Raw genomic sequence first — 20,341 nt, forward strand, 5'->3', positions numbered from 1 at the left:
AAATTTTTACTGCCTATATATTTGACTAAACCCAATACAAAACCCCTTTCTCGTCTTTTTTAATGGAATCAAAGAAGATTGCTGTCATTGGCAGCACTAACATGGATATGGTTGTAAAAACCACACATCTGCCTGTTCCGGGTGAAACGGTGCTTGGCGGCTCCTTTTTTATGAACCCGGGTGGTAAAGGCGCTAATCAGGCTGTAGCAGTAGCACGCCTTGGCGGCGACGCGACCTTTGTTACCAAGATAGGTACCGATGTGTTTGGAAAGCAATCGTCGCAATTGTTTGATGAAGAGGGAATTAATACCTCGTGTATTTTATCTGACCATACATCGCCATCAGGAGTAGCATTGATAATGGTTGATCAGGCAGGAGAGAACAGTATTGTGGTAGCATCTGGCGCAAACGCCAACTTAATGCCGGGCGACGTTGATGCATGTCTGCAAAAAATTGGTGATATAGATATCATTCTGTTACAGTTAGAAATACCTATTGAAACAGTAGATTTTGTTACCAAATACGCGGCTGAAAGAGATATAAAAGTAATAGTAAACCCGGCGCCGGCTAATGCGCTTTCACCAGCGTTACTCAAACGCATTGATATTATTACCCCGAATTCAAAAGAAGCGGAAATGCTTTCCGGTATCGAGGTGAAAAATATAGAGGATGCCAAACAAGCCGCGTTGGTACTGCATGAAAAAGGGGTTAAAGATGTAATTGTTACCCTTGGTTCGAAAGGCGCTTTAGTGTTAACTGATAATGAGTTTACACTTATACCAGCGCATAAGGTAGATACGGTTGATACTACGGCTGCAGGTGATGTATTTAATGGCGCACTTGCTGTTGCTATAGCCGAAGGCCAGGAGATAATTCCCGCCGTTGAATTTGCCTGTTTCGCAGCGTCGCTGTCGGTTACCAAACTGGGGGCACAATCCTCAATACCATATCGTAACGAGTTGATAGTAAAAAAGATATCGATATTATAAATTAAACTACATACTTAAATGTTTATTGTTGAAAGTTACCCATTGGCAGTTCTGTTTTGTGTGATCACCATGCTGTGCTGGGGTTCGTGGGCCAATACGCAAAAGCTGGTGCACGGCAAATGGCGTTTCGAACTGTTTTACTGGGACTATGTTCTTGGCATTTTATTGTTCTCGCTGGTGGCCGCATTTACCATGGGCAGTAACGGCACACAAGGTCGCGGTTTTATTGCCGATCTGCAGCAGGCGTTGCCTGCAAATTTGTTAAGCGCCTTTATTGGTGGTGTAATTTTTAACCTCGCTAACATATTGCTTACAGCCGCAATTGCCATAGCGGGCATGTCGGTAGCATTCCCGGTAGGTATAGGCATAGCGCTTATATTAGGCGTGATAGTAAATTATGTCGCGCTTGAAAAAGGTAACCCTACTTTACTTGCGCTGGGTATTACACTGGTTACAATAGCTATTATATTAAATGCACGTGCCTACAGGGTTTCTGCATCAGGCACTAAAACTGCTGGGCTAAAAGGCATAGCCATATCTGTTGTTGCAGGTATCCTAATGTCACTGTTCTACCGCTTTGTAGCGGCATCAATGGACCTGGATAATTTTGTAAGTCCGGCACCTGGACGTATGACACCTTATACAGCCTCTGTTGTATTTGCGGTGGGTGTTGTAATAAGTAATATCGTATTTAATACGGCTATTATGCGTCGTCCTGTAGAAGGGCCGCCGGTAACTTATAAAGATTATTTCAAGGGAAGAGGTTCATTTCATTTAACAGGTATCCTGGGAGGATCGATATGGGCGCTTGGTAATTTGTTCAATCTGATTGCCGCCGGAAAAGCCGGTCCTGCGGTATCATATGGACTTGGGCAGGGCGCTACACTTGTGGCAGCCATATGGGGTGTGGCAATATGGCGTGAGTTTAAACAATCGCCCCGTAACGTAACAGGACTTTTAACAGGTATGTTTATCTGCTTTGTTGCAGGCTTGGCAGCTATAATAATTGCGGGGGGTAAATAATGCAGTTAAGTAAGATATACATATTGATAGCACTTTTAACATGCACATTTTTACAAAGTGTAGCAGGTGATATTACTTTGCATAAAAAAGACGCTACCATCTGGCTACCATCGCAACGCATTACAGGTACAATATCCGGCTTTGCTGCAAAACAACTTACTGTCCATCATAATAAAAAGCAATTTAATATTGATGTTGTAAATAATGCTTTCAGTTTTACAATAGATGCTGTTCATGAAAATAAAATATGGGTTGAGGATGCAGCAAGCGGTTCAAAATCAACTGTGCTCAATTTAACTTTAGGTTATAACCAGCTGCCTGTAGTAAAACCTGTGCCTGAAGTTAAAGACAATACAGTAGCGCTTACCTCCGTAGTCTTAAATAATCCCGATAAAAAAGCATTAAAATACTTTTGGAGTGCAGCTAAAGGTAATCCTCAAAAAGTTGTTATTACAAAAGCCAATAAATCAACAGCAAGTGTGCAAGTACCCGCTGCAAAAGGTGTTTATTATTTCAACCTTCTTGTTGTTGCAGGTGCCGATTCGGCTATATACAAAACTTATGTTACACGGGATAAGCAAGGTGTTAAAGCATTTAACATTGATAACGATGCCCCAAAATGGATTGATGACGCGATAATTTACCAAATAACACCTGCTTACTTTGTAAAAAAAGCTGGTTTTGATGCTATTACCGCCAAGCTTGCCGAGATAAAAGCGCTTGGTGTAAACACTATTTATCTTCAGCCTGTCACCAAATCAGAAAAAGGAGGGCAGGCATATGATGTTATTGATTATTTAACCATTGATGAAAGGTTAGGTAATGCACAGCAACTAAAAAAACTTGTTAATTCAGCCAAAGCGTTAAACCTTCGTGTACTTTTAGATTTAGTGCCTAATCATACTTCTATTAGTCACCCTTATGCAATCGATTGTATAAAAAATGGTACTGATTCTCATTACTTTAAATTCTATCAGCATACCAACGATGGCGCACCATATTCGTCATTTTATCATACTGATAGTAACAAATTTGTTTACTACTTCTGGAACGGACTGGTAAACCTTGATTATCAGAACCCTGAGGTGCAGCAATGGATGATTGAAATATGTAAGTACTGGCTGCGTGAGTTTGATATCGACGGTTATCGTTTTGATGCCGTATGGGGAATAAATTCACGCACACCAAAATTTGCTCATCGTTTGCGAACCGAACTTAAAATTATTAAACCTGATGTACTGTTACTTGCTGAAGACAAAGCGACAGATCCGAGTGTATTTGCAAAAGGTTTTGATGCTGCGTACGACTGGACAGCAGATACTGCATGGATATCACAATGGACATGGCAAACACATCATGACAATAAAAAAAGCCTCACTATTTTCAATCTTGCTGATAGTACAAAACGTGCAGCTAAATTAAACAAGGCCATTTTTCATGAAACAGTGCTTGATAAGCCTGTGCTTAGGTTTCTTGAAAATAATGATCTGCCAAGATTCATCGGTTCGCATACGCTGGCACAAACCAAAATGGCTGCGGGTCTGCTATTCGCAATGCCCGGTATACCAATGCTATTTAACGGACAGGAAATTGGTCGTATAAATCACCCATACAGCGGGCGTACCATTTTTTATGCCGATAAAACCATACAACAGCTTGATAGTGTGGGAATGATTGCCTATTATAAGCGATTAATTGATCTGCGCAAGCAATATCCGGCGCTTTCACAAAGCAGAACCAATCCGGTACAGGTAACAGAGGCAAACAACGTAGTAGCACTACACCGCTTTACAGATAAGCAGCATTTTATAGTGCTGTTAAATTTAAGCGGTGCTGCAAATACTGCTACCATAAACATGCAAAATGTACAAATGGCTGATAAGCCATTGCTTGCAACAGATGTGTTAACAAATACAAATTATAAACTTAATAAAACCAAATCAGTGTATGAATTAAGCGTGCCAATGGAAGGGTACGCTGTAAAATGGTTATTGCTCACTAATTAGTTAACTTAAATATGTTCATATGAGAATTTTTACTAACCTGAGCCATAGGTGGCCAAAATGGCTGTTTATGTTGCTTTTAATTTTTAGTGTTGGCACGAAGGTGCTGGCACAAAACGGCGCGGTAGTTACAGGTACCGTGATGGACGAGAAGGGAGAGATGTTGCCAGGTGTTACCATTCGTTTAAAGGGCACAATCCAGGGCACTGTGAGTGATGCTAACGGTAAGTATAGTGTAAACGTTCCCGGTGGTAAAGGCGTATTGGTTGTATCGTATGTCGGTTTCCTTACGCAAGAGGTAGCTGTAAGCGGTCAAAGCACTTTACGCATTACACTTATCGGTGATGCAAAAGCGCTTAATGAAGTAGTAGTAATTGGTTACGGCGTACAAAAACGTGAAACGGTAACCGGGGCTATAGCTACTGTTAAAGCGGAAGATTTTAATACCGGTTTAATATCCGATCCCATTACGTTGGTTGCAGGTAAAGTGGCTGGTTTAGCTGTAAGCCGTACATCCTCTGATCCTAACTCAGGTGCAAGTTTCTTACTAAGGGGAGCTTCATCTGTTTATGGTAATAACGGCCCTTTGATTGTAATTGACGGCGTTCCGAATGGGGATTTGCAAACTATTGCACCTGCTGATATTGCCTCAATTGACATTTTGAAAGATGGTTCGGCTGCTGCAATTTATGGGTCGCGTGCTACAGGCGGTGTAATTATAGTAACAACCAAAAGGGGCAAAACCGGTGCTGCTACTATAACCTATAATGGCAGTATTGCTTTTGATCAGATTGCCAGAAGGTATGATATGCTTAATGCGGGGCAGTATAAGCAGCTTGGAGAGGAAAACGAAATTGCTGTTGATGATAGGGGGGCAAATACAAACTGGCTGGATGAAATTACACGTACACCGGTAAGCAATGTTCATAACCTTTCGGTAAATGGCGGTAATGATAATACAAATTATTATGCCTCTATAAACTATCGGAATTTTGAAGGTATAGATGACGCAACCTCCCGTAAATCAATCAACGGTACGTTAAGGTTGAATACCAAAGGTTTCAACGACAAGCTTGACTTCTCATTAAACCTCACTAATACTTTTGACGACCGCAGCTTTGCAAATTATGGCGCTATGGCACAAGCGTTAAATATGCTTCCAACTTATCCTGTCAGGAATGAGGATGGTACTTTTTTTGAAAACCCTGATATTGCCTACCTGCTGCAATGGAATCCTGTTGCAAATCTGGCTAACAATAAAAACACCGCTGAAGAATCGCGGTTTCAGGGTACAGCTACAGCCAGTTATAAAATACTGCCGACTTTTAAAGCTAATTTAAGCTATTCAATGATTAAAAACGGTTATCTGAATAACTCGTTTAGCAGTAATCAAGACTTTTTTCAGGTTCAGTATCAAACCGGTGGCCAGGCTTCAAGGTCACAAAACAATTTTTCAAGCAACATAATCGAAGGTACCTTAACATATACAAAACAGTTTGATAAACACAACATCGATCTGTTAGGTGGTTATTCATATCAAAGAGAATTTAACGATTATTTTGGCGCAGGAAATAATAGCTTCAATACCAATGCCTTCTTATATTATAATCTTGGCGCAGGTAACGCTTTAAATAATTTAGATCCGCTTGCAAACCGTAGTGGTGTGTTTGTAGGCAGTGGTGCAAGCGAGCGCAAATTAGTTGCTTTCTTTGGCCGTATTCTTTATAATTATAATGAGAAATACCTGGTTAACCTAAGCTATCGCCGTGAAGGGTCAACCGTTTTAGGGGCAGAGAATAAATGGGGCGGTTTTCCGTCAGCATCAGCCGGCTGGGTTATCTCAAAAGAAAACTTCCTTGAAAACAGTACAATAGTCAAAAACCTGAAATTGCGTGGCGGCTACGGTGTTACAGGCAACCAGCAAAGCTTAAGCCCATATCAATCATTACTGATATTGAAACCTTACTCAATTTATCAGAATGGCTATTTAGGCGACGGGCAAACCGGCCAGTGGGTATTGCCATATGGGCCGGCTATTAACGCCAATCCGGCACTGAAATGGGAAATAAAGAAAGAGGTAAACGTTGGTTTTGATTTTGCATTGTTTAACAACAGCTGGCTAACCGGTTCAATTGATTATTACCACCGTAAGATAGAGAACCTTATAGGTAACTATACAGCTCAGCTTCCTTCGCAAATTTATCCAAGCATTTTTGCTAACGCGGGGCACATGGTTAACAAAGGATTTGAAGCCGTGTTGAATGCTCAGGTAGTTAAAAATAGCAAATTTAGCTGGAACGTAAGCTTTACCGGCGCTTACAACCAAAATGAGGTTGTATCAGTACAAAGCGAACAATTTAAAGGTACATCACTTAACATCACAAATACAGGTGTAGGCTTTACCCAGCGTGTAGCTGAAGGTTACCCGATTGGCGTATTTTACGGACGTAAATTTGCCGGATTTAGTGAAGATGGAAAATGGTTATTTTACAATCAGGCCGGCGAAGCTGTATTGGCTGAAGAAGCGGGTGACAGTTATTTCTATCTTGGCAGCGGAGTGCCGAAATATACTTTGGGTTTAACCAATAATTTAAGGTTTGGTAATTTTGACGCTACGATTTTATTAAGAAGCGCCTTAGGCTTTAAAGCACTTAATGGCAAGCGTATATTCCACGAAAACCTGAGTAACTTCACTACCATGAACCTTTTCACATCGGCATTGAATAATGCGGTGAAAGATCAGATGTATTTTTCAGACTATTACCTTGAAAAAGGAGATTACCTGAAAGTTGATAATTTAACTATCGGTTATACATTTCCTGTAAAATCGGGCGGTTATGTTAAAAGTTTACGCTTGTTTGCAACCTCAACTAATTTGTTAACATTCACAGGTTTTTCAGGAAGTGATCCTGAGCTACCGTTAACCGTTGACCTGACAAGTGACAATGAATTTACTGTAGGGCCCGGTGTTGAGCCAAATTACAGCTATTATCCGTATACCCGAACCTTCACTTTTGGTGTAACAGCAAGTTTTTAACCTTTAATGTTAAGACAATTATGAAAAATAGAAAATATATATACAAGGCCTGTATTGCTGTAATAACAACCGCCTTGTTTACCTTCAGCAGCTGTACCAAGCTGGATGAAAAGGTTTACGATTCAACTACGCCTGACAATTATTATCAAACAAAAGATCAGGTATTATCAGGCTATGTAATGCCTTACGCTTTTATACAAACCCATATTTACCAGGTACATTTTGCACTTCAGGAATTTGTTACCGATGAAGCGGTAGCGCCGGTTCGCGGCGGATATGTTGACCAGAACGGAGCTTGGAATCGTTTTCACAGACATACATGGACATCGGCAGAGCCATGGATAGAATTGGAGTGGAATGATATGTACCAGGCCATTGGTTTTTGTAACGCATTTATTGATGCGATAACAAATAAAGATATAAGCGGCATGGGGTTAGAAATCAGTAAAGAACAAATGATAGCCGAAATTAAATTAGTGCGTGCCTTGCACTATTATTGGGCCTGGAGTGATTTTGGAAACATTCCTGTAGTTGAGCATGTTGGCGAACAAAGTCCGGCTACTAAATCTGCAGCTGAGGTTTTTAGCTGGATAGAGAAAGAAATAAAAGACAATATTCCACTATTGGGTGATAAAGGTGATCCGCTTTGGTACGGGCATTTTACCAAGAACGCCGCACGCGCTTTACTTGCCAAATTGTATTTGAATGCCGAGGCTGTAATGGGAACAGCGCACTGGGATGATTGTATTGAACAATGTAATGCGATTATTAACTCGGGCGAGTACACACTTGATGAAGCCTGGAACACACCGTTCCTGGTACACAACGAAAGTAGTCAGGAGAACATATTTGTAGTGCCTTTTGACGCCAATCGTGCTCAGCAATTTAATGCTGCGCAACAGCAGCTGCATTGGAGCCTTGCGCCTGTAAAATATGGCTTGGAAGACGCCTGGTACAAAACGGTTACTGAAGAGTCGTTCTTCAATCTTTTTCAGGATAATGACTTCCGTAAACAGCAATGGCTTTACGGTCCGCAGTTCTATACTGATGAAAATGGTGAAGAACAACCTGTTTACGATGGTGAAGAGCAACTTGTGTTGAACCCGCATATCGAGGCTTTGGAAAACTTTGAAGGCGGCTGGACAGATGGCGTAGTGAATATAAAGTATGAGGTTGAATACAGCACATTGCCTAATATGAGTAATGACCTGGTGGTTTTCCGACTCTCAGATATCATGTTTATGAAGGCCGAAAGTTTAATGCGTAAAAACGGTGGTTCAGCAACGTCTGAAGCGGTCAATCTGATAAATGACGTAAGGGCACGCAGCTTTGAGGCCGGCGACCCGGATGCCACTTATACCACCGGTACATTAACGCTTGACGAACTGCTTAACGAACGTGGTCGTGAATTTGCTTATGAAATGTACCGCAGGGAAGACTTGATACGTTTTGGCCACTTTAACGATGAGTGGTGGGAAAAGCCGGCATCACAGCCTTTCCGCAAATTTTTCCCAATACCGTTTAACGCTATAACAGCTAACCCGGCACTAAAACAAAATCCAGGTTATAATTAATATCAGGAACCACGGCAGCTTTATTGCCGTGGTTCTTTAATTACATCAACCAGTATCTAATTAAGATTTTATCTTACAAATGAGAAAAATATATACTATCGGAATTTTGGCGTTAAGCGTTTTAGCTGCTGCATGTAATTCCGATAAACCATCTTTCGGCTCAAAACAATGGGCAGAATACCTCGGTGGACCCGAGCGTAATCATTATTCTACACTTGAGCAGATCAACCCATCAAATGTAAAACAACTGCAGGTTGCGTGGGAATACCATACGCTTGATTCGGGCCAGATACAATGCAATCCTATCATTGTAGACAGCATTTTATATGGTATGACGGCTACTACCGAGCCTTTTGCAATCAACGCCGCTACAGGTAAAGAAATATGGCGTGTACAAAGCGAAGGTACCGATCAGTTTAGTACAAGCCGTGGTGTAAGCTACTGGCAAAAAGGTGACAATAAACGCATTTTATATACAAACGGGCCATGGTTGTATGCAGTAAACGCGGCTGACGGTAAGCCTGTTTTATCGTTTGGCGATAAAGGTCGCGTGAGCTTAAAAGCGGGTCTTGGCAAAACGGCCATTGATAAAATGGTGATATCAAACACACCCGGCACTGTTTATGAAGATTTGATTGTGATGCCTTTACGTGTATCTGAAGGTACCGACGCAGCATTGGGATTCATACAGGCTTTCAATATTGTTACCGGTAAAATTGCATGGGTTTTCCATACCATACCTTTGCCTGGCGAATATGGTTACAATACATGGCCGCCTGAAACTTATAAAAATACTGAAGTAGGAGGAGGCAACAACTGGTCGGGCATGTCCGTTGATCGTGAGCGCGGAATAATATATATTCCAACCGGATCAGCCGCGTATGATTTTTATGGCGCTAACCGTAAGGGTACCAACCTGTTTGCCAATTGTTTGCTGGCGCTTGATGCCAAAACCGGTAAACGCAAATGGCACTTTCAGTTTGTACACCATGATATTCTTGATAGAGATCCGCCGGCTCCGCCAAACCTGATTACGATTACCCGCGACGGTAAAAAGATTGATGCCGTAGCACAGGTAACCAAGCAGGGACTTGTCTTTGTATTCGACAGGGAAACAGGTAAGCCTTTGTTCCCGATAGAAGAAAGAAAAGTACCGCAATCAGACATTCCGGGTGAAGAAAGCTGGCCGACCCAGCCATTCCCGGTTAAGCCTGCGCCATATGCAAGGCAAACCTTTACCGAAGCTGATGTAAGCCCGCTGGCCGAGAACAGGCAAGAGTTGCTCGATCTGTTCAGGCAAAGCCGTTCGGAAGGTATATTCACGCCGCTTAGCGAAAAAGGTACGATAATTTACCCAGGCCTCGACGGCGGTGCCGAATGGGGCGGAGCAGGTGTTGACCCGGATGGTATAATGTATGTTAACAGCAGCGAGATGCCATGGCGGATATCTTTAGGGCCATCAGCAACTGAAGAACAGTTGGTGAGCATGACACCCGGTGAAAGCATCTATATGATGACCTGTACGGCATGCCATGGTACCGAGCGTAAAGGAAATCCAAAAAGTGGCTTCCCTTCATTGGTGGACATTAAATCTCGCAGAGATAAGAACTTTGTAAAAAATATTGTATCGCATGGCAAAGGTATGATGCCTGCTTTCCCGAAAATTACCGAGAAACAAAAAGAATCGCTGGTTGGATTTCTGTTTGGTGATGAGAAGGTTGAAGCCAAAGAGCCGGGGTTGGCTAAAGAACCGGGCAAAACCAAAACTACGTATTCAATATCAGGCTACAGCAAGTTTATTGATAAAAACGGTTATCCGGCAGTGCGCCCGCCATGGGGTACGCTTAATGCCATCAACCTGAATACCGGCGAATATGTATGGAAAGTTACCTACGGTGAATTTCCTGAACTGATGGCTAAAGGCATACCGCAAACCGGTGCCGAAAGCTACGGCGGTCCGGTGGTAACAGCAAGCGGACTGATATTTATTGCAGGTACAAAGGACAGTAAATTCCGTGCATACGATAAAAAGACAGGTAAGTTGCTATGGGAAACCAAGCTTCCTGCGGCCGGTTTTGCCACGCCAAGTACCTATGAAGTTAATGGTAAGCAGTATGTAGTTATTGCCTGCGGCGGCACAAAACTTGAATCGCCTTCGGGAGATAGTTATGTGGCATTTGCTTTACCTGATAAAAAATAAGGTATGAAGGATCAAACACGTCGTGATTTTTTAAAAGCAGCGGGCAGCCTTGCGGGCGCCGCTGTTTTAAGTCAGGTATTGCCGGGCTGCGCTGATGCCGGAACGCCGGGTACTCAGGTGAAGCTAAGCGCGCATTTATGGGAGTATGCCCGCAAGTTTCCGCCCGACTGGGATTGTACGCCTATATTGGATACTATTTTTGCCGACTATAAATACGCCGGCATTAAAGGTATCGAGATGATGGAAATACATCTGCGGCGAAAAGACGCGGTGGAAAATATCGGCGCTATCAGCAAAAAGCATGGTGTACAGGTAACCGGTATTTCATACTATGCCGAAATGTTCGACAAAAATCAGCATACTGAAATATTGGAAGATGTGGAACTGGTAAGCGGTAACATGCAAAAGCTTGGCGCTACTGAATTTGGCATAACCACAGGTTTTTTAAAAGAGAAAAAAACAGAAGAGCATCTAGATAATGAAGCGTTGGTTATAAAAGAAATCATTAAAGTATGTGAGAAACATGGCGTTGTAGCTAATATACATAGCCATATTAATGAACTTCAGTACGATCAATTTGAGTGGAAAGGTTTAATTAAACGGATACCTGATATGAAGTTGGGTCCTGACTTAAATTGGGTGGTGCGTGCCGGCTTAGATCCTGTTGCTTTCGTCCACGAGTATGGTGGGCAAATGATTTACATGCACCTTCGCGACCAAACGGCCGGTGGCGTATGGACTGAAGCGGTAGGTGAGGGCGTTATAGATTTTCCGGGTATTGCCAAAGCATTAAAAGATGTAAATTTTAACGGTACTGCGGCTATCGAGTTGACTTTTGATAAACCTCCGGTACGTCCAATAAAAGAAGATCTGAAATTAAGTCGTGAATATGTGCACAAGATATTTGGATGGTAGACACTATGATAAGCGAAGGATTAAAGGATACTGTAAACATTAACAGCAAAGGCACAGCGGCGAATACTTATGATGCTATTGTTATCGGCTCGGGCATGTCGGGTGGTTGGGCGGCCAAGGAGCTTTGTGAAAAAGGCCTGAAAACGCTGGTACTTGAACGTGGCCGGAATGTGGAGCATATAACGGATTATCCCACCGCTACTAAAGCGCCCTGGGAAATGCCGCACAGGGGTACTTTGCCTTTAAAACAAACTGATGAAAATCCAATTGCCAGTCGTTGTTATGCCTATGATGAATACACACAGCATTTCTTTCTTAACGATAATGTGCATCCCTATAAACAGGTAAAGCCTTTCGATTGGATACGCGGCTACCAGGTTGGCGGGAAATCGCTTATGTGGGGCAGATGGACACAACGTTGGAGCGATCTTGATTTTGAGGCAAACGCAAAACAAGGTATCGCTGTCGACTGGCCTATCCGTTACAAGGATATTGCGCCCTGGTACTCCTACGTAGAAAAATTTGTCGGCATAAGCGGCAACCGCGACGGCATACCGCACCTGCCTGATGGTGAGTTTTTACCACCTATGGGCATGAACGCTTTAGAAGAACATCTGAAAGGAAGCATCGATAAAAATTATTCAGATAGACAGCTCATTATATCCCGTACAGCTAACCTGTCTAAAGGATTAACCAACCGCGGGCCATGTCAATACCGCAATATGTGTGCAAGGGGATGCCCATTCTCAGGCTACTTTAGCAGTAATTCCGCAACATTGCCTTCCGCTGCCGCAACGGGTAATATGACGCTGAGGCCGTTCTCGGTAGTACATTCCATTATTTATGATGAGCAAACGCAAAAAGCTAAAGGGGTGAGGGTGATTGATGCCAATACACATCAGGCTACAGAATACTTTGCTAAGGTAATATTTGTGAATGCGGGTACTTTGAACACTACGCTGCTGTTTATGAATTCCACGTCATCAAGGTTTCCTAACGGTTTTGGTAATGATAGCGGCGTACTTGGCCACAACCTGATGGACCATAACTACCGCGGCCATGTTAATGCCGAGTATCACGGCTTGCAGGATAAATACTATTATGGTCGAAGGCCTACAGGTGTTTATATTCCGCGATTCAGAAATGTCGGCAGTAATATTCAGAAAGATTTTATACGCGGTTATGCTTTTGCGGCCGGTGGTTCACGGCGTACGGGCAATCCGGGTAATGAAACCATTGGCGCGGCATTTAAAGACGCGCTTACCGAACCCGGCGTTTGGGATATCTGGATGAACGGCATGGGTGAATGTTTGCCTTATCATGAAAACCGGGTATCACTCAGCAATACGAAAAAAGATCAATGGGGTATACCTGAACTGGAAATTGATTGCGAATACAAAGGCAACGAACTAACCATGCTGAAAGACATTTTAGCAACCGGTGCCGAAATGCTTGAAAAGGCAGGCTTTGTAAACATCGAAGCCTATGATTCGGAGCAGGCGCCGGGGCAGGGTATCCATGAAATGGGCACCGCCCGCATGGGCCTTGACCCTAAAACATCGGTTCTAAACGGAAACAACCAGGTTTGGGCGGCTAAAAACGTATTTGTAACCGACGGTGCTTGCATGGTTTCAACAGCCTGCCAAAACCCGTCGTTAACTTACATGGCATTAACTGCCCGTGCAGTTGATTTTGCGGTAGAGGAACTTAAACGTCAGAATATCTAATCATCATTTATGATAAAACGCTTTTTAATATGCTTTGTAGTTGGTGGTATGGGCCTGATGGCAGCATGCAGCAATAAACAACAAAAGCAAAATCAGCAGGAAAAAACCCGCGATTCGGTAGCAACGGTAAATGTTATTTTTGATACAGACATGGGACCCGATTATGACGATGTTGGCGCCATAACACTGTTGCATTATTACGAAAACCAAGGAAAAGCCAACATTCTCGCTACCATGGCCAGCACAAAATATCCGCGTGTAGCGGCGGTATTAAATGTGCTTAACACCTATTTCAAAAAGCCGGATATTCCAATCGGTGTACCTAAAGGGGATGCGCTAACCACGGCCGACTGGCAGCATTGGTCGGACACACTGGTGGCCAAATATCCCCATAAAATAAAATCGAATGATGAAGCGCCTGATGCGGTAAAGCTTTACCGCAAAATACTTTCTGTGCAACCTGACAGCAGCGTAACTATAATTACAGTAGGTTTTTTTAATAATATTGCTGATTTGTTGAAGTCAAAAGCTGATGAGTACTCACCATTAACCGGTCCGCAGCTTATTGAAAAGAAAGTAATCAAGATGGTATCGATGGCAGGTAAGTTTCCTTCAGGACGTGAGTTTAATGTTGATGAACAGCCTGCAGCATCAAAGTATGTGTTCGAGAACTTCAACAAGCCAATAATTTTCAGCGGATATGAAATTGGCGCTAAAATATTTACCGGTCTTCCTCTGATAAACCCAAAAGAAATAAAGAACAGCCCGGTTCAGGATGTTTTCAGGATAAGCATCCCGATGGCTGATGAAGACAGCATCGGCCGTAAAAGCTGGGATCAAACGGCTGTTTTAGTTGGTGTAAACGGACACGAGCCTTACTATAAATTGCAACAGGGAACTATAAAAGTAACTGATGGTGGCGAAAACAGCTGGGTAAAAAATAACGGAAATCATTACTATCTTATAGAAAAACAATCGCCCAAAGAGGTGGAAAAGCTGATAAATGATATGATGATGTACCAGCCAAAATAGTGCTATGCAAAAATCCTTCGCTAAAAGTATAGTGTTTGTCCTGCTGCTGTTTTTATCGCCAAAGCTGTTCGCCGATTCTTCTGCACTCCTGGCAGTAAAGGCAGCCGAAAGCCTGTTGGCAAGGTTAATACCCGTAAAATATCAGCAACATTTTCAGTTTGAAAAAATAACGTCTGCAATAGATGTTTTTGAACTGGAAGATATAAACGGCAGGCTAATTATAAGAGGTAATAATGCCAATTCAATGGCAGTTGGGCTGAATCATTATCTAAAATATTATTGCAATACTTCTGTTTCGTGGTACAAAGCCGATTCGCTTTACCTGCCTGCGCAGTTGCCGTCAGTTCCGCAAAAAGTGAGGCAACAGGCGCGTTGCAAAAACCGTTTCTTTCTAAACTATTGCACTTTCGGCTATACCATGCCCTGGTGGCAGTGGGACGACTGGCAATGGTTTATCGACTGGATGGCCTTGAACGGCATCAACATGCCGCTGGCTATTACCGGGCAGGAGGCAGTTTGGTACAGAGTTTGGAAAAAATACGGCTTAACTGATGCGCAGATACGCGGTTACTTTACCGGCCCGGCGTTTCTGCCCTGGCACCGTATGGCAAATCTCGACCATTGGGATGGTCCGCTGCCGCAGTCATGGCTAAGCAGTCAGCTAAAACTGCAGCAAAAAATTGTGGCGCGAGAGCGGGAGTTAGGTATGAAACCGATATTACCCGCTTTTGCAGGACATGTGCCTGAATTGCTGAAAACTAAATTCCCGAAAGCGAAAATAACGTCGCTGGGTGAATGGGCTGAGTTCGACAAAAAATACCAAAGCTATTTCCTCGACCCGTTCGACCCGTTGTACAATGCCATTCAGAAAGAGTTTTTGAAAGAACAGACTACCTTATTTGGTACCGATCATATTTACGGCACCGACCCATTCAACGAAGTCACCCCACCAAGTTGGGAATCTTCGTATTTGGCGAGTGTTTCTAAAAATACTTACAGTTCTCTCAAAGCAGCCGATCCGGCAGCACAATGGCTGCAAATGACATGGATATTCTACTTTCAACGCGAAAACTGGACAAATCCACGCATAAAAGCCTATCTCAAAGCTGTCCCTCAGGACAAAATGATACTGCTAGATTATTACTGCGATAGCACCGAAGTGTGGAAGCAAACTGATAAATTTTTTGGTCAACCCTACATATGGTGCTATCTGGGTAATTTTGGTGGCAATACCATGCTTGCTGGTAACCTCAAACAAGTTGAAGAGCGCATGGAAAACGCTTTTATAAACGGCGGTAAAAACATGTGGGGTGTTGGCTCAACACTGGAAGGTTTCGATATGAACCCGGTAATATATGAGTACGTGCTGGAAAAGGCATGGTCGGCAGGGCCAACTGATACTGATAAGTGGATAGCTAATTGGGCGGCCCGCAGGCACGGCGCGGCAAGTGATAGCATTGTTAGAGCATGGAATGTTTTAAACAATGAAGTGTATATAAAAAATGCCGCTTTAGGACAATCGCCGCTTACTAATGCGCGGCCAAGCTTAACCGGTCATGGTGAATGGCCCACCAATCCGGAAATTCCTTATGATAACAAGAGCCTGTTAAAAGCATGGCGGCTTATGCTCAACAGCGATACGCTTACTGCTACGGCACGTTTTGACCTGATAAACATTGGCCGACAAGCTTTGGGTAATTATTTCAATGTGCTTCGCGACAGGTTTACGGCGGCATATAACAGCAAAAACCTTGATTCAATGAAACTGAACGGTGATGCCATGCTGCACGTAATTGACGATATGGACACGCTGCTGGCAACACATTCCTCGTTCTTGCTTGGCAGATGGATCAACCAGGCACGTGCCATGGGTATAAACCCTGAAGAGCGGAATTATTACGAAGCAAATGCTCGTCGCATTTTAACTACGTGGGGAGCGAGGGGGGGTGTACTTACCGATTACGCCAGTCGCAATTGGGCCGGACTGATGAAAAGCTATTATCATAGACGTTGGGAAATGTTCATTAATGATGTTACTGAAGCCGTAAAATCAGGGAAAGCATATGAAGATAAAGCCTTTGAACAAAAATCATTTGATTTTGAGTGGGAGTGGACAACCCGGCATGATAAATTTGTGAATAAACCCGTAGGCGACGCATTACAAATTAGCAAATATCTCTATCAAAAATATGCAACAGCCATTGGCGCAAACTAAGGAGCGCTTTTTGTCGCTTGACGTGTTCAGGGGTATTACCATCTGTTTAATGATCATCGTTAACACACCCGGCAGCGGTGCTGATGCTTACTGGCCATTGCAGCATGCTGCCTGGCATGGCTTTACGCCAACCGATCTTGTTTTTCCATCATTTTTATTTGCTGTGGGCAATGCAATGAGTTTTACAATGAAGAAGTACTACTCAATGCCCGGCAAAGAGGTATTGCTGCGCGTTTTCAAGCGTACGGCACTCATATTTTTGATTGGTTTTTTACTGTACTGGTTCCCGTTCTATAATGTTGACGAAACAGGTAATTACACATTTGCAGATGTAGGGCATACTCGCGTAATGGGTGTTTTACAGCGTATTGCATTGTGTTATTGTTTTGCTTCGCTAATGATCTACTACCTGAAAACCCGGACGGTGGTTATTATTTCAGCGCTTTTACTTGGGGGGTACTGGTATATATTGTTAAAGTATGGTTCGGCAGATGATCCGCTGAGTATGACCGGCAACGCCGGATTATTTTTGGATAGATTTCTTTTAGGTGAAGCACATTTATATATGGGCGAGGGTATACCGTTTGATCCGGAAGGACTTTTAAGTACTATTCCGGCGATAGTCAATGTCATCATCGGTTATTATGCAGGTACATTTATTCAATCAAAAGGAAAAAGCAATGCTACTGTTTTTCGCCTGTTGCTTACAGGCGGCATTATGGTGATACTGGCATCAGGATGGAATATTTTGCTGCCCTTTAATAAAAAATTGTGGACAAGTTCATTCGCGTTGCTAACCTGCGGGCTCGATCTGCTGGTTATTGGAATGCTTATCTATATAGTCGAAATTAAGAAACTTTCCCGGTGGACGAGCTTTTTTACAGTTTTTGGTAAAAATCCGCTACTGATATATATTTTTTCAGAACTTTTAGTGATCATTCTATATCGTATTCCCGTGGCGCCCCGATCAGATGTGTACGACTGGTTAAACAAAAGATATTATCAGCCTGTAGCGCCAGGCCCTTTAGGTTCGCTGCTGTTTGCCATTAGCGCCATGCTGCTATGCTGGTGCGTGGCATGGTACCTGAATAAGCGGAATATCTTTATAAAGATATAAGCGTTTAATTTAATGCCCAGGCACGCTGGCCTTTTTTATACTCGGTTATCGCTTCAAACTTACCGGGAACAGCTATATAACTCAAAGCTTGTGAAGCACCTTTTTCTGAAGTAAAATATGCCAGCAACGTTAATTCTTTATACATGCGGAAGTAATGCGGTGCATCATCCTCTTTTTTGTTGTTAGTATATTTTTGCTGCTCTACGTCAATCTCAGTTAGTAACACCGTGCGTTGCTCGGCAGAAAGTTGCATAAAGTCTTTATTGTATTTATTATCGGCTGCTTCCTGAATTTTTGCAAGGCCTGCTGCCAATATCTCCTGGTCTTTTTCCTTGTAGCAATCTTTAACCATAGTCACCATAAAAGGGGCCACGTTAGCGTCTTTAGCCCCGGGGGTTGATGTAGCCGGAAGAATAGTGTCGGCAATCTCATTTAGCAACGCTATATCCTTATCGGTGAATTCAAAAATTGTTTTTGATGATGGCTTGCATCCTGTAAGAAAGGCATCAGCGCCAATTATAACACCGCCTAGTAATAGCGAAACCCTTGAAATAGCTTCTCTCCTGGTCATGATTTATAAATTGATAGTGTTGTAAATTACATCATTAACTTAACACTTGCAAGCATTAAAGTTTAAAAATCATCTCAAATGATCACTAAATAATTTGGTTTTAATGTTATCTTCTGCATTATATTTACGGCCTTAAACTTTAATTGTAAACCGTCGTTCGCGTTTTAACATCAATGAAACTAAAGGTATATTTGCTGCTGTTTTTTCTTTTTGCTTTAAGCAGAGGCAATGCCCAATCGGTAAACGACAGTCTTTTCAACAAGCTTAACCAGGTACTTGCGAATAAAGAGGCTTATATTAAGAAAAAGCAACAACGCATAAATGAACTTCATCAACAATTAAGAAGTACCGGTGAGCTCCGCGAACGTTATTCTATTTATCAGAACTTGTATGAAGAATATAAAACCTTCAGTTATGATTCATCATACACTTATGCAAAAGCTCTACAGCAATCCTCACAGAAACTTAACGACCCGCAGCTAATTGCTTCGGCAAAAATGAAAATGGCCTTTACGCTGCTATCTTCAGGATTGTTCAAAGAGACATTTGAGACGCTTAACAGTATTAACACGGTGTCTTTACCTGACAGCGATAAAGTGGAGTATTACTTTTTGAAAGCACGTAGTTATTTCGACTTATCCGACTATAACCGCAGCCGTGATTATACAGCTATATACGATCCAAAAGGAATTGCTTGTATTGACTCGGCCTTGTCATTATGCAAGCCGGGAACATATAACTATCTTGAGTTGAAAGGTTTAAAAGACTTGCGCACAGGTAATTATAATGGTGGCAAGAAAACTTATGAGGCACTGTTACAACTACCCCGACTAACACCGCATCAATTTGCTATAAATGCCTGCTGCCTGAGTTATATTTATGAAACTAAGGGTCCGCACGAAAGATCGGTCGAGTTGCTGATACGTGCTGCGATTACCGATATTGAGTCGGCTACCAAAGAAACTGTTGCCAGCTATAAACTTGCTGATATCCTGTTTAAAAAAGGCGATATAGAGCATGCTTACATTTATATTAAGCAGGCTATGGACGAGGCAACTTTTTATGGAGCGCTGCACCGGCAGGTAAAAATAAGCAGCATACTGCCCATTATTGAAGCGCAGTGGATAAGCCAGATCGAGCATCAAAAGAAAATGCTGTACATCTATTCGGCAATAATTACTTTACTGGTTATAGCTGTGATTGCATTTGCAGTTATTATTTTCAGGCAGTTAAAGAAAATACGCATTGCTGACAAGATCATTCATGAGGTTAATGTAAACTTGCAGGAAAGTAACCGAACGCTTGAGGAAGTAAACAAAAAGCTCAGTGTAGCTAATACCATTAAAAACGAATACATCGGTTATTATTTCAATATTAATTCTATTTATATTGATAAGCTGGAAAATTTTAAGAAATCACTTGATAAGAAGCTGGCCAGCAAACGATATGAAGACGCTGTACAGGCGGTAAACAACCTGAATCTTGAAAATGAGCGGTCAGAATTGTTCCACACTTTTGACAAGGTGTTTCTGCGACTGTTTCCAGATTTTATCGACAAGTTTAATTCTTTATTTAAACCTGAAGATAAGATGGTGATTCCCAAAGATGAACTGCTGAATACTGAATTGCGCATATTCGCCCTTATAAGAATGGGTATTCATGATAATGACCGAATTTCAAAAATACTTGGGTATTCTGTTAACACCATTTACTCCTACAAAAACCGCATAAAAACTAAATCGGTGCTACCAAACGACGAGTTTGAAGACCGAATAATGGAGATAGAAGCGGTATAAAGCCCTTATTTACCAAATATTACTTCTATATCGAAGTGTATTTATGGTGTGTGTAACTAACTTAAAAATAGATATTTAAGTATTTTTACGGTTTGTATTTTCTATATCGGCTTTTGGTTGCATTGTATTTCTTGCATTACCT

Annotated in this window: 13 protein-coding genes; 12 read left to right on the forward strand and 1 reads right to left on the reverse strand. The window is 42.3% G+C overall.

The window, feature by feature from the left end; genetic code table 11:
- Nucleotides 1-62: 62 nt before the first annotated feature.
- The 11 genes from rbsK to EOD41_RS03705 all read left to right on the forward strand — a co-directional run bounded on the left by rbsK (nt 63) and on the right by EOD41_RS03705 (nt 17,832).
- Nucleotides 63-989, forward strand: coding sequence for a ribokinase (gene rbsK, locus EOD41_RS03655; protein WP_127703408.1), 927 nt, complete (start codon nt 63-65; stop codon nt 987-989).
- 18 nt (nt 990-1,007) lie between these two features.
- Complete coding sequence (locus tag EOD41_RS03660; RefSeq protein ID WP_127703409.1) at nt 1,008-2,012, forward strand: GRP family sugar transporter; 1,005 nt, start codon at nt 1,008-1,010, stop codon at nt 2,010-2,012.
- A gap of 23 nt (nt 2,013-2,035) precedes the next feature.
- Nucleotides 2,036-4,018 (forward strand): alpha-amylase family glycosyl hydrolase, encoded by a 1,983-nt coding sequence (locus tag EOD41_RS03665; protein WP_164849876.1) that lies wholly within the window; start codon nt 2,036-2,038, stop codon nt 4,016-4,018.
- Between the two features lie 19 nt (nt 4,019-4,037).
- Entirely contained in the window at nt 4,038-7,052 is a 3,015-nt protein-coding gene (locus EOD41_RS03670) for a SusC/RagA family TonB-linked outer membrane protein (RefSeq protein ID WP_127703411.1), read from the forward strand.
- 20 nt (nt 7,053-7,072) lie between these two features.
- Nucleotides 7,073-8,626, forward strand: a complete 1,554-nt coding sequence (locus tag EOD41_RS03675) for a RagB/SusD family nutrient uptake outer membrane protein (RefSeq protein WP_127703412.1) — start codon at nt 7,073-7,075, stop codon at nt 8,624-8,626.
- Nucleotides 8,627-8,705: 79 nt separating this feature from the next.
- On the forward strand, nt 8,706-10,826 hold the full coding sequence (locus tag EOD41_RS03680) for an outer membrane protein assembly factor BamB family protein (protein WP_127703413.1): 2,121 nt from the start codon (nt 8,706-8,708) through the stop codon (nt 10,824-10,826).
- A gap of 3 nt (nt 10,827-10,829) precedes the next feature.
- Nucleotides 10,830-11,741: a TIM barrel protein gene (locus tag EOD41_RS03685; protein ID WP_127703561.1), complete on the forward strand. Its 912-nt coding sequence runs from the start codon at nt 10,830-10,832 to the stop codon at nt 11,739-11,741.
- Nucleotides 11,742-11,746: 5 nt separating this feature from the next.
- Nucleotides 11,747-13,468, forward strand: coding sequence for a GMC oxidoreductase (locus tag EOD41_RS03690; protein WP_205780484.1), 1,722 nt, complete (start codon nt 11,747-11,749; stop codon nt 13,466-13,468).
- Between the two features lie 9 nt (nt 13,469-13,477).
- Nucleotides 13,478-14,500, forward strand: coding sequence for a nucleoside hydrolase (locus EOD41_RS03695; protein ID WP_205780485.1), 1,023 nt, complete (start codon nt 13,478-13,480; stop codon nt 14,498-14,500).
- Between the two features lie 4 nt (nt 14,501-14,504).
- The gene (locus EOD41_RS03700) at nt 14,505-16,715 is read left to right on the forward strand and encodes an alpha-N-acetylglucosaminidase (RefSeq protein WP_127703414.1); all 2,211 of its coding nucleotides are present in this window, start codon (nt 14,505-14,507) and stop codon (nt 16,713-16,715) included.
- Nucleotides 16,690-17,832 carry an acyltransferase family protein gene (locus tag EOD41_RS03705; RefSeq protein WP_127703415.1) on the forward strand — a complete coding sequence of 381 codons (1,143 nt, stop codon included), beginning with the start codon at nt 16,690-16,692 and terminating at the stop codon, nt 17,830-17,832. Before EOD41_RS03700 ends, EOD41_RS03705 begins: the two co-directional genes overlap by 26 nt.
- A 4-nt stretch (nt 17,833-17,836) precedes the next feature.
- On the opposite strand, the gene EOD41_RS03710 is transcribed toward EOD41_RS03705, so the two are convergent.
- Nucleotides 17,837-18,403 carry a gluconate 2-dehydrogenase subunit 3 family protein gene (locus EOD41_RS03710; protein WP_127703416.1) on the reverse strand — a complete coding sequence of 189 codons (567 nt, stop codon included), beginning with the start codon at nt 18,401-18,403 and terminating at the stop codon, nt 17,837-17,839.
- A 173-nt stretch (nt 18,404-18,576) separates the two neighbouring features.
- Here EOD41_RS03710 and EOD41_RS03715 point away from each other — a divergent pair, with 173 nt between their 5' ends.
- Nucleotides 18,577-20,199, forward strand: coding sequence for a DUF6377 domain-containing protein (locus EOD41_RS03715; RefSeq protein WP_127703417.1), 1,623 nt, complete (start codon nt 18,577-18,579; stop codon nt 20,197-20,199).
- Nucleotides 20,200-20,341: the final 142 nt, after the last annotated feature.

Source organism: Mucilaginibacter limnophilus, assembly GCF_004005815.1.
Lineage (GTDB): Bacteria > Bacteroidota > Bacteroidia > Sphingobacteriales > Sphingobacteriaceae > Mucilaginibacter > Mucilaginibacter limnophilus.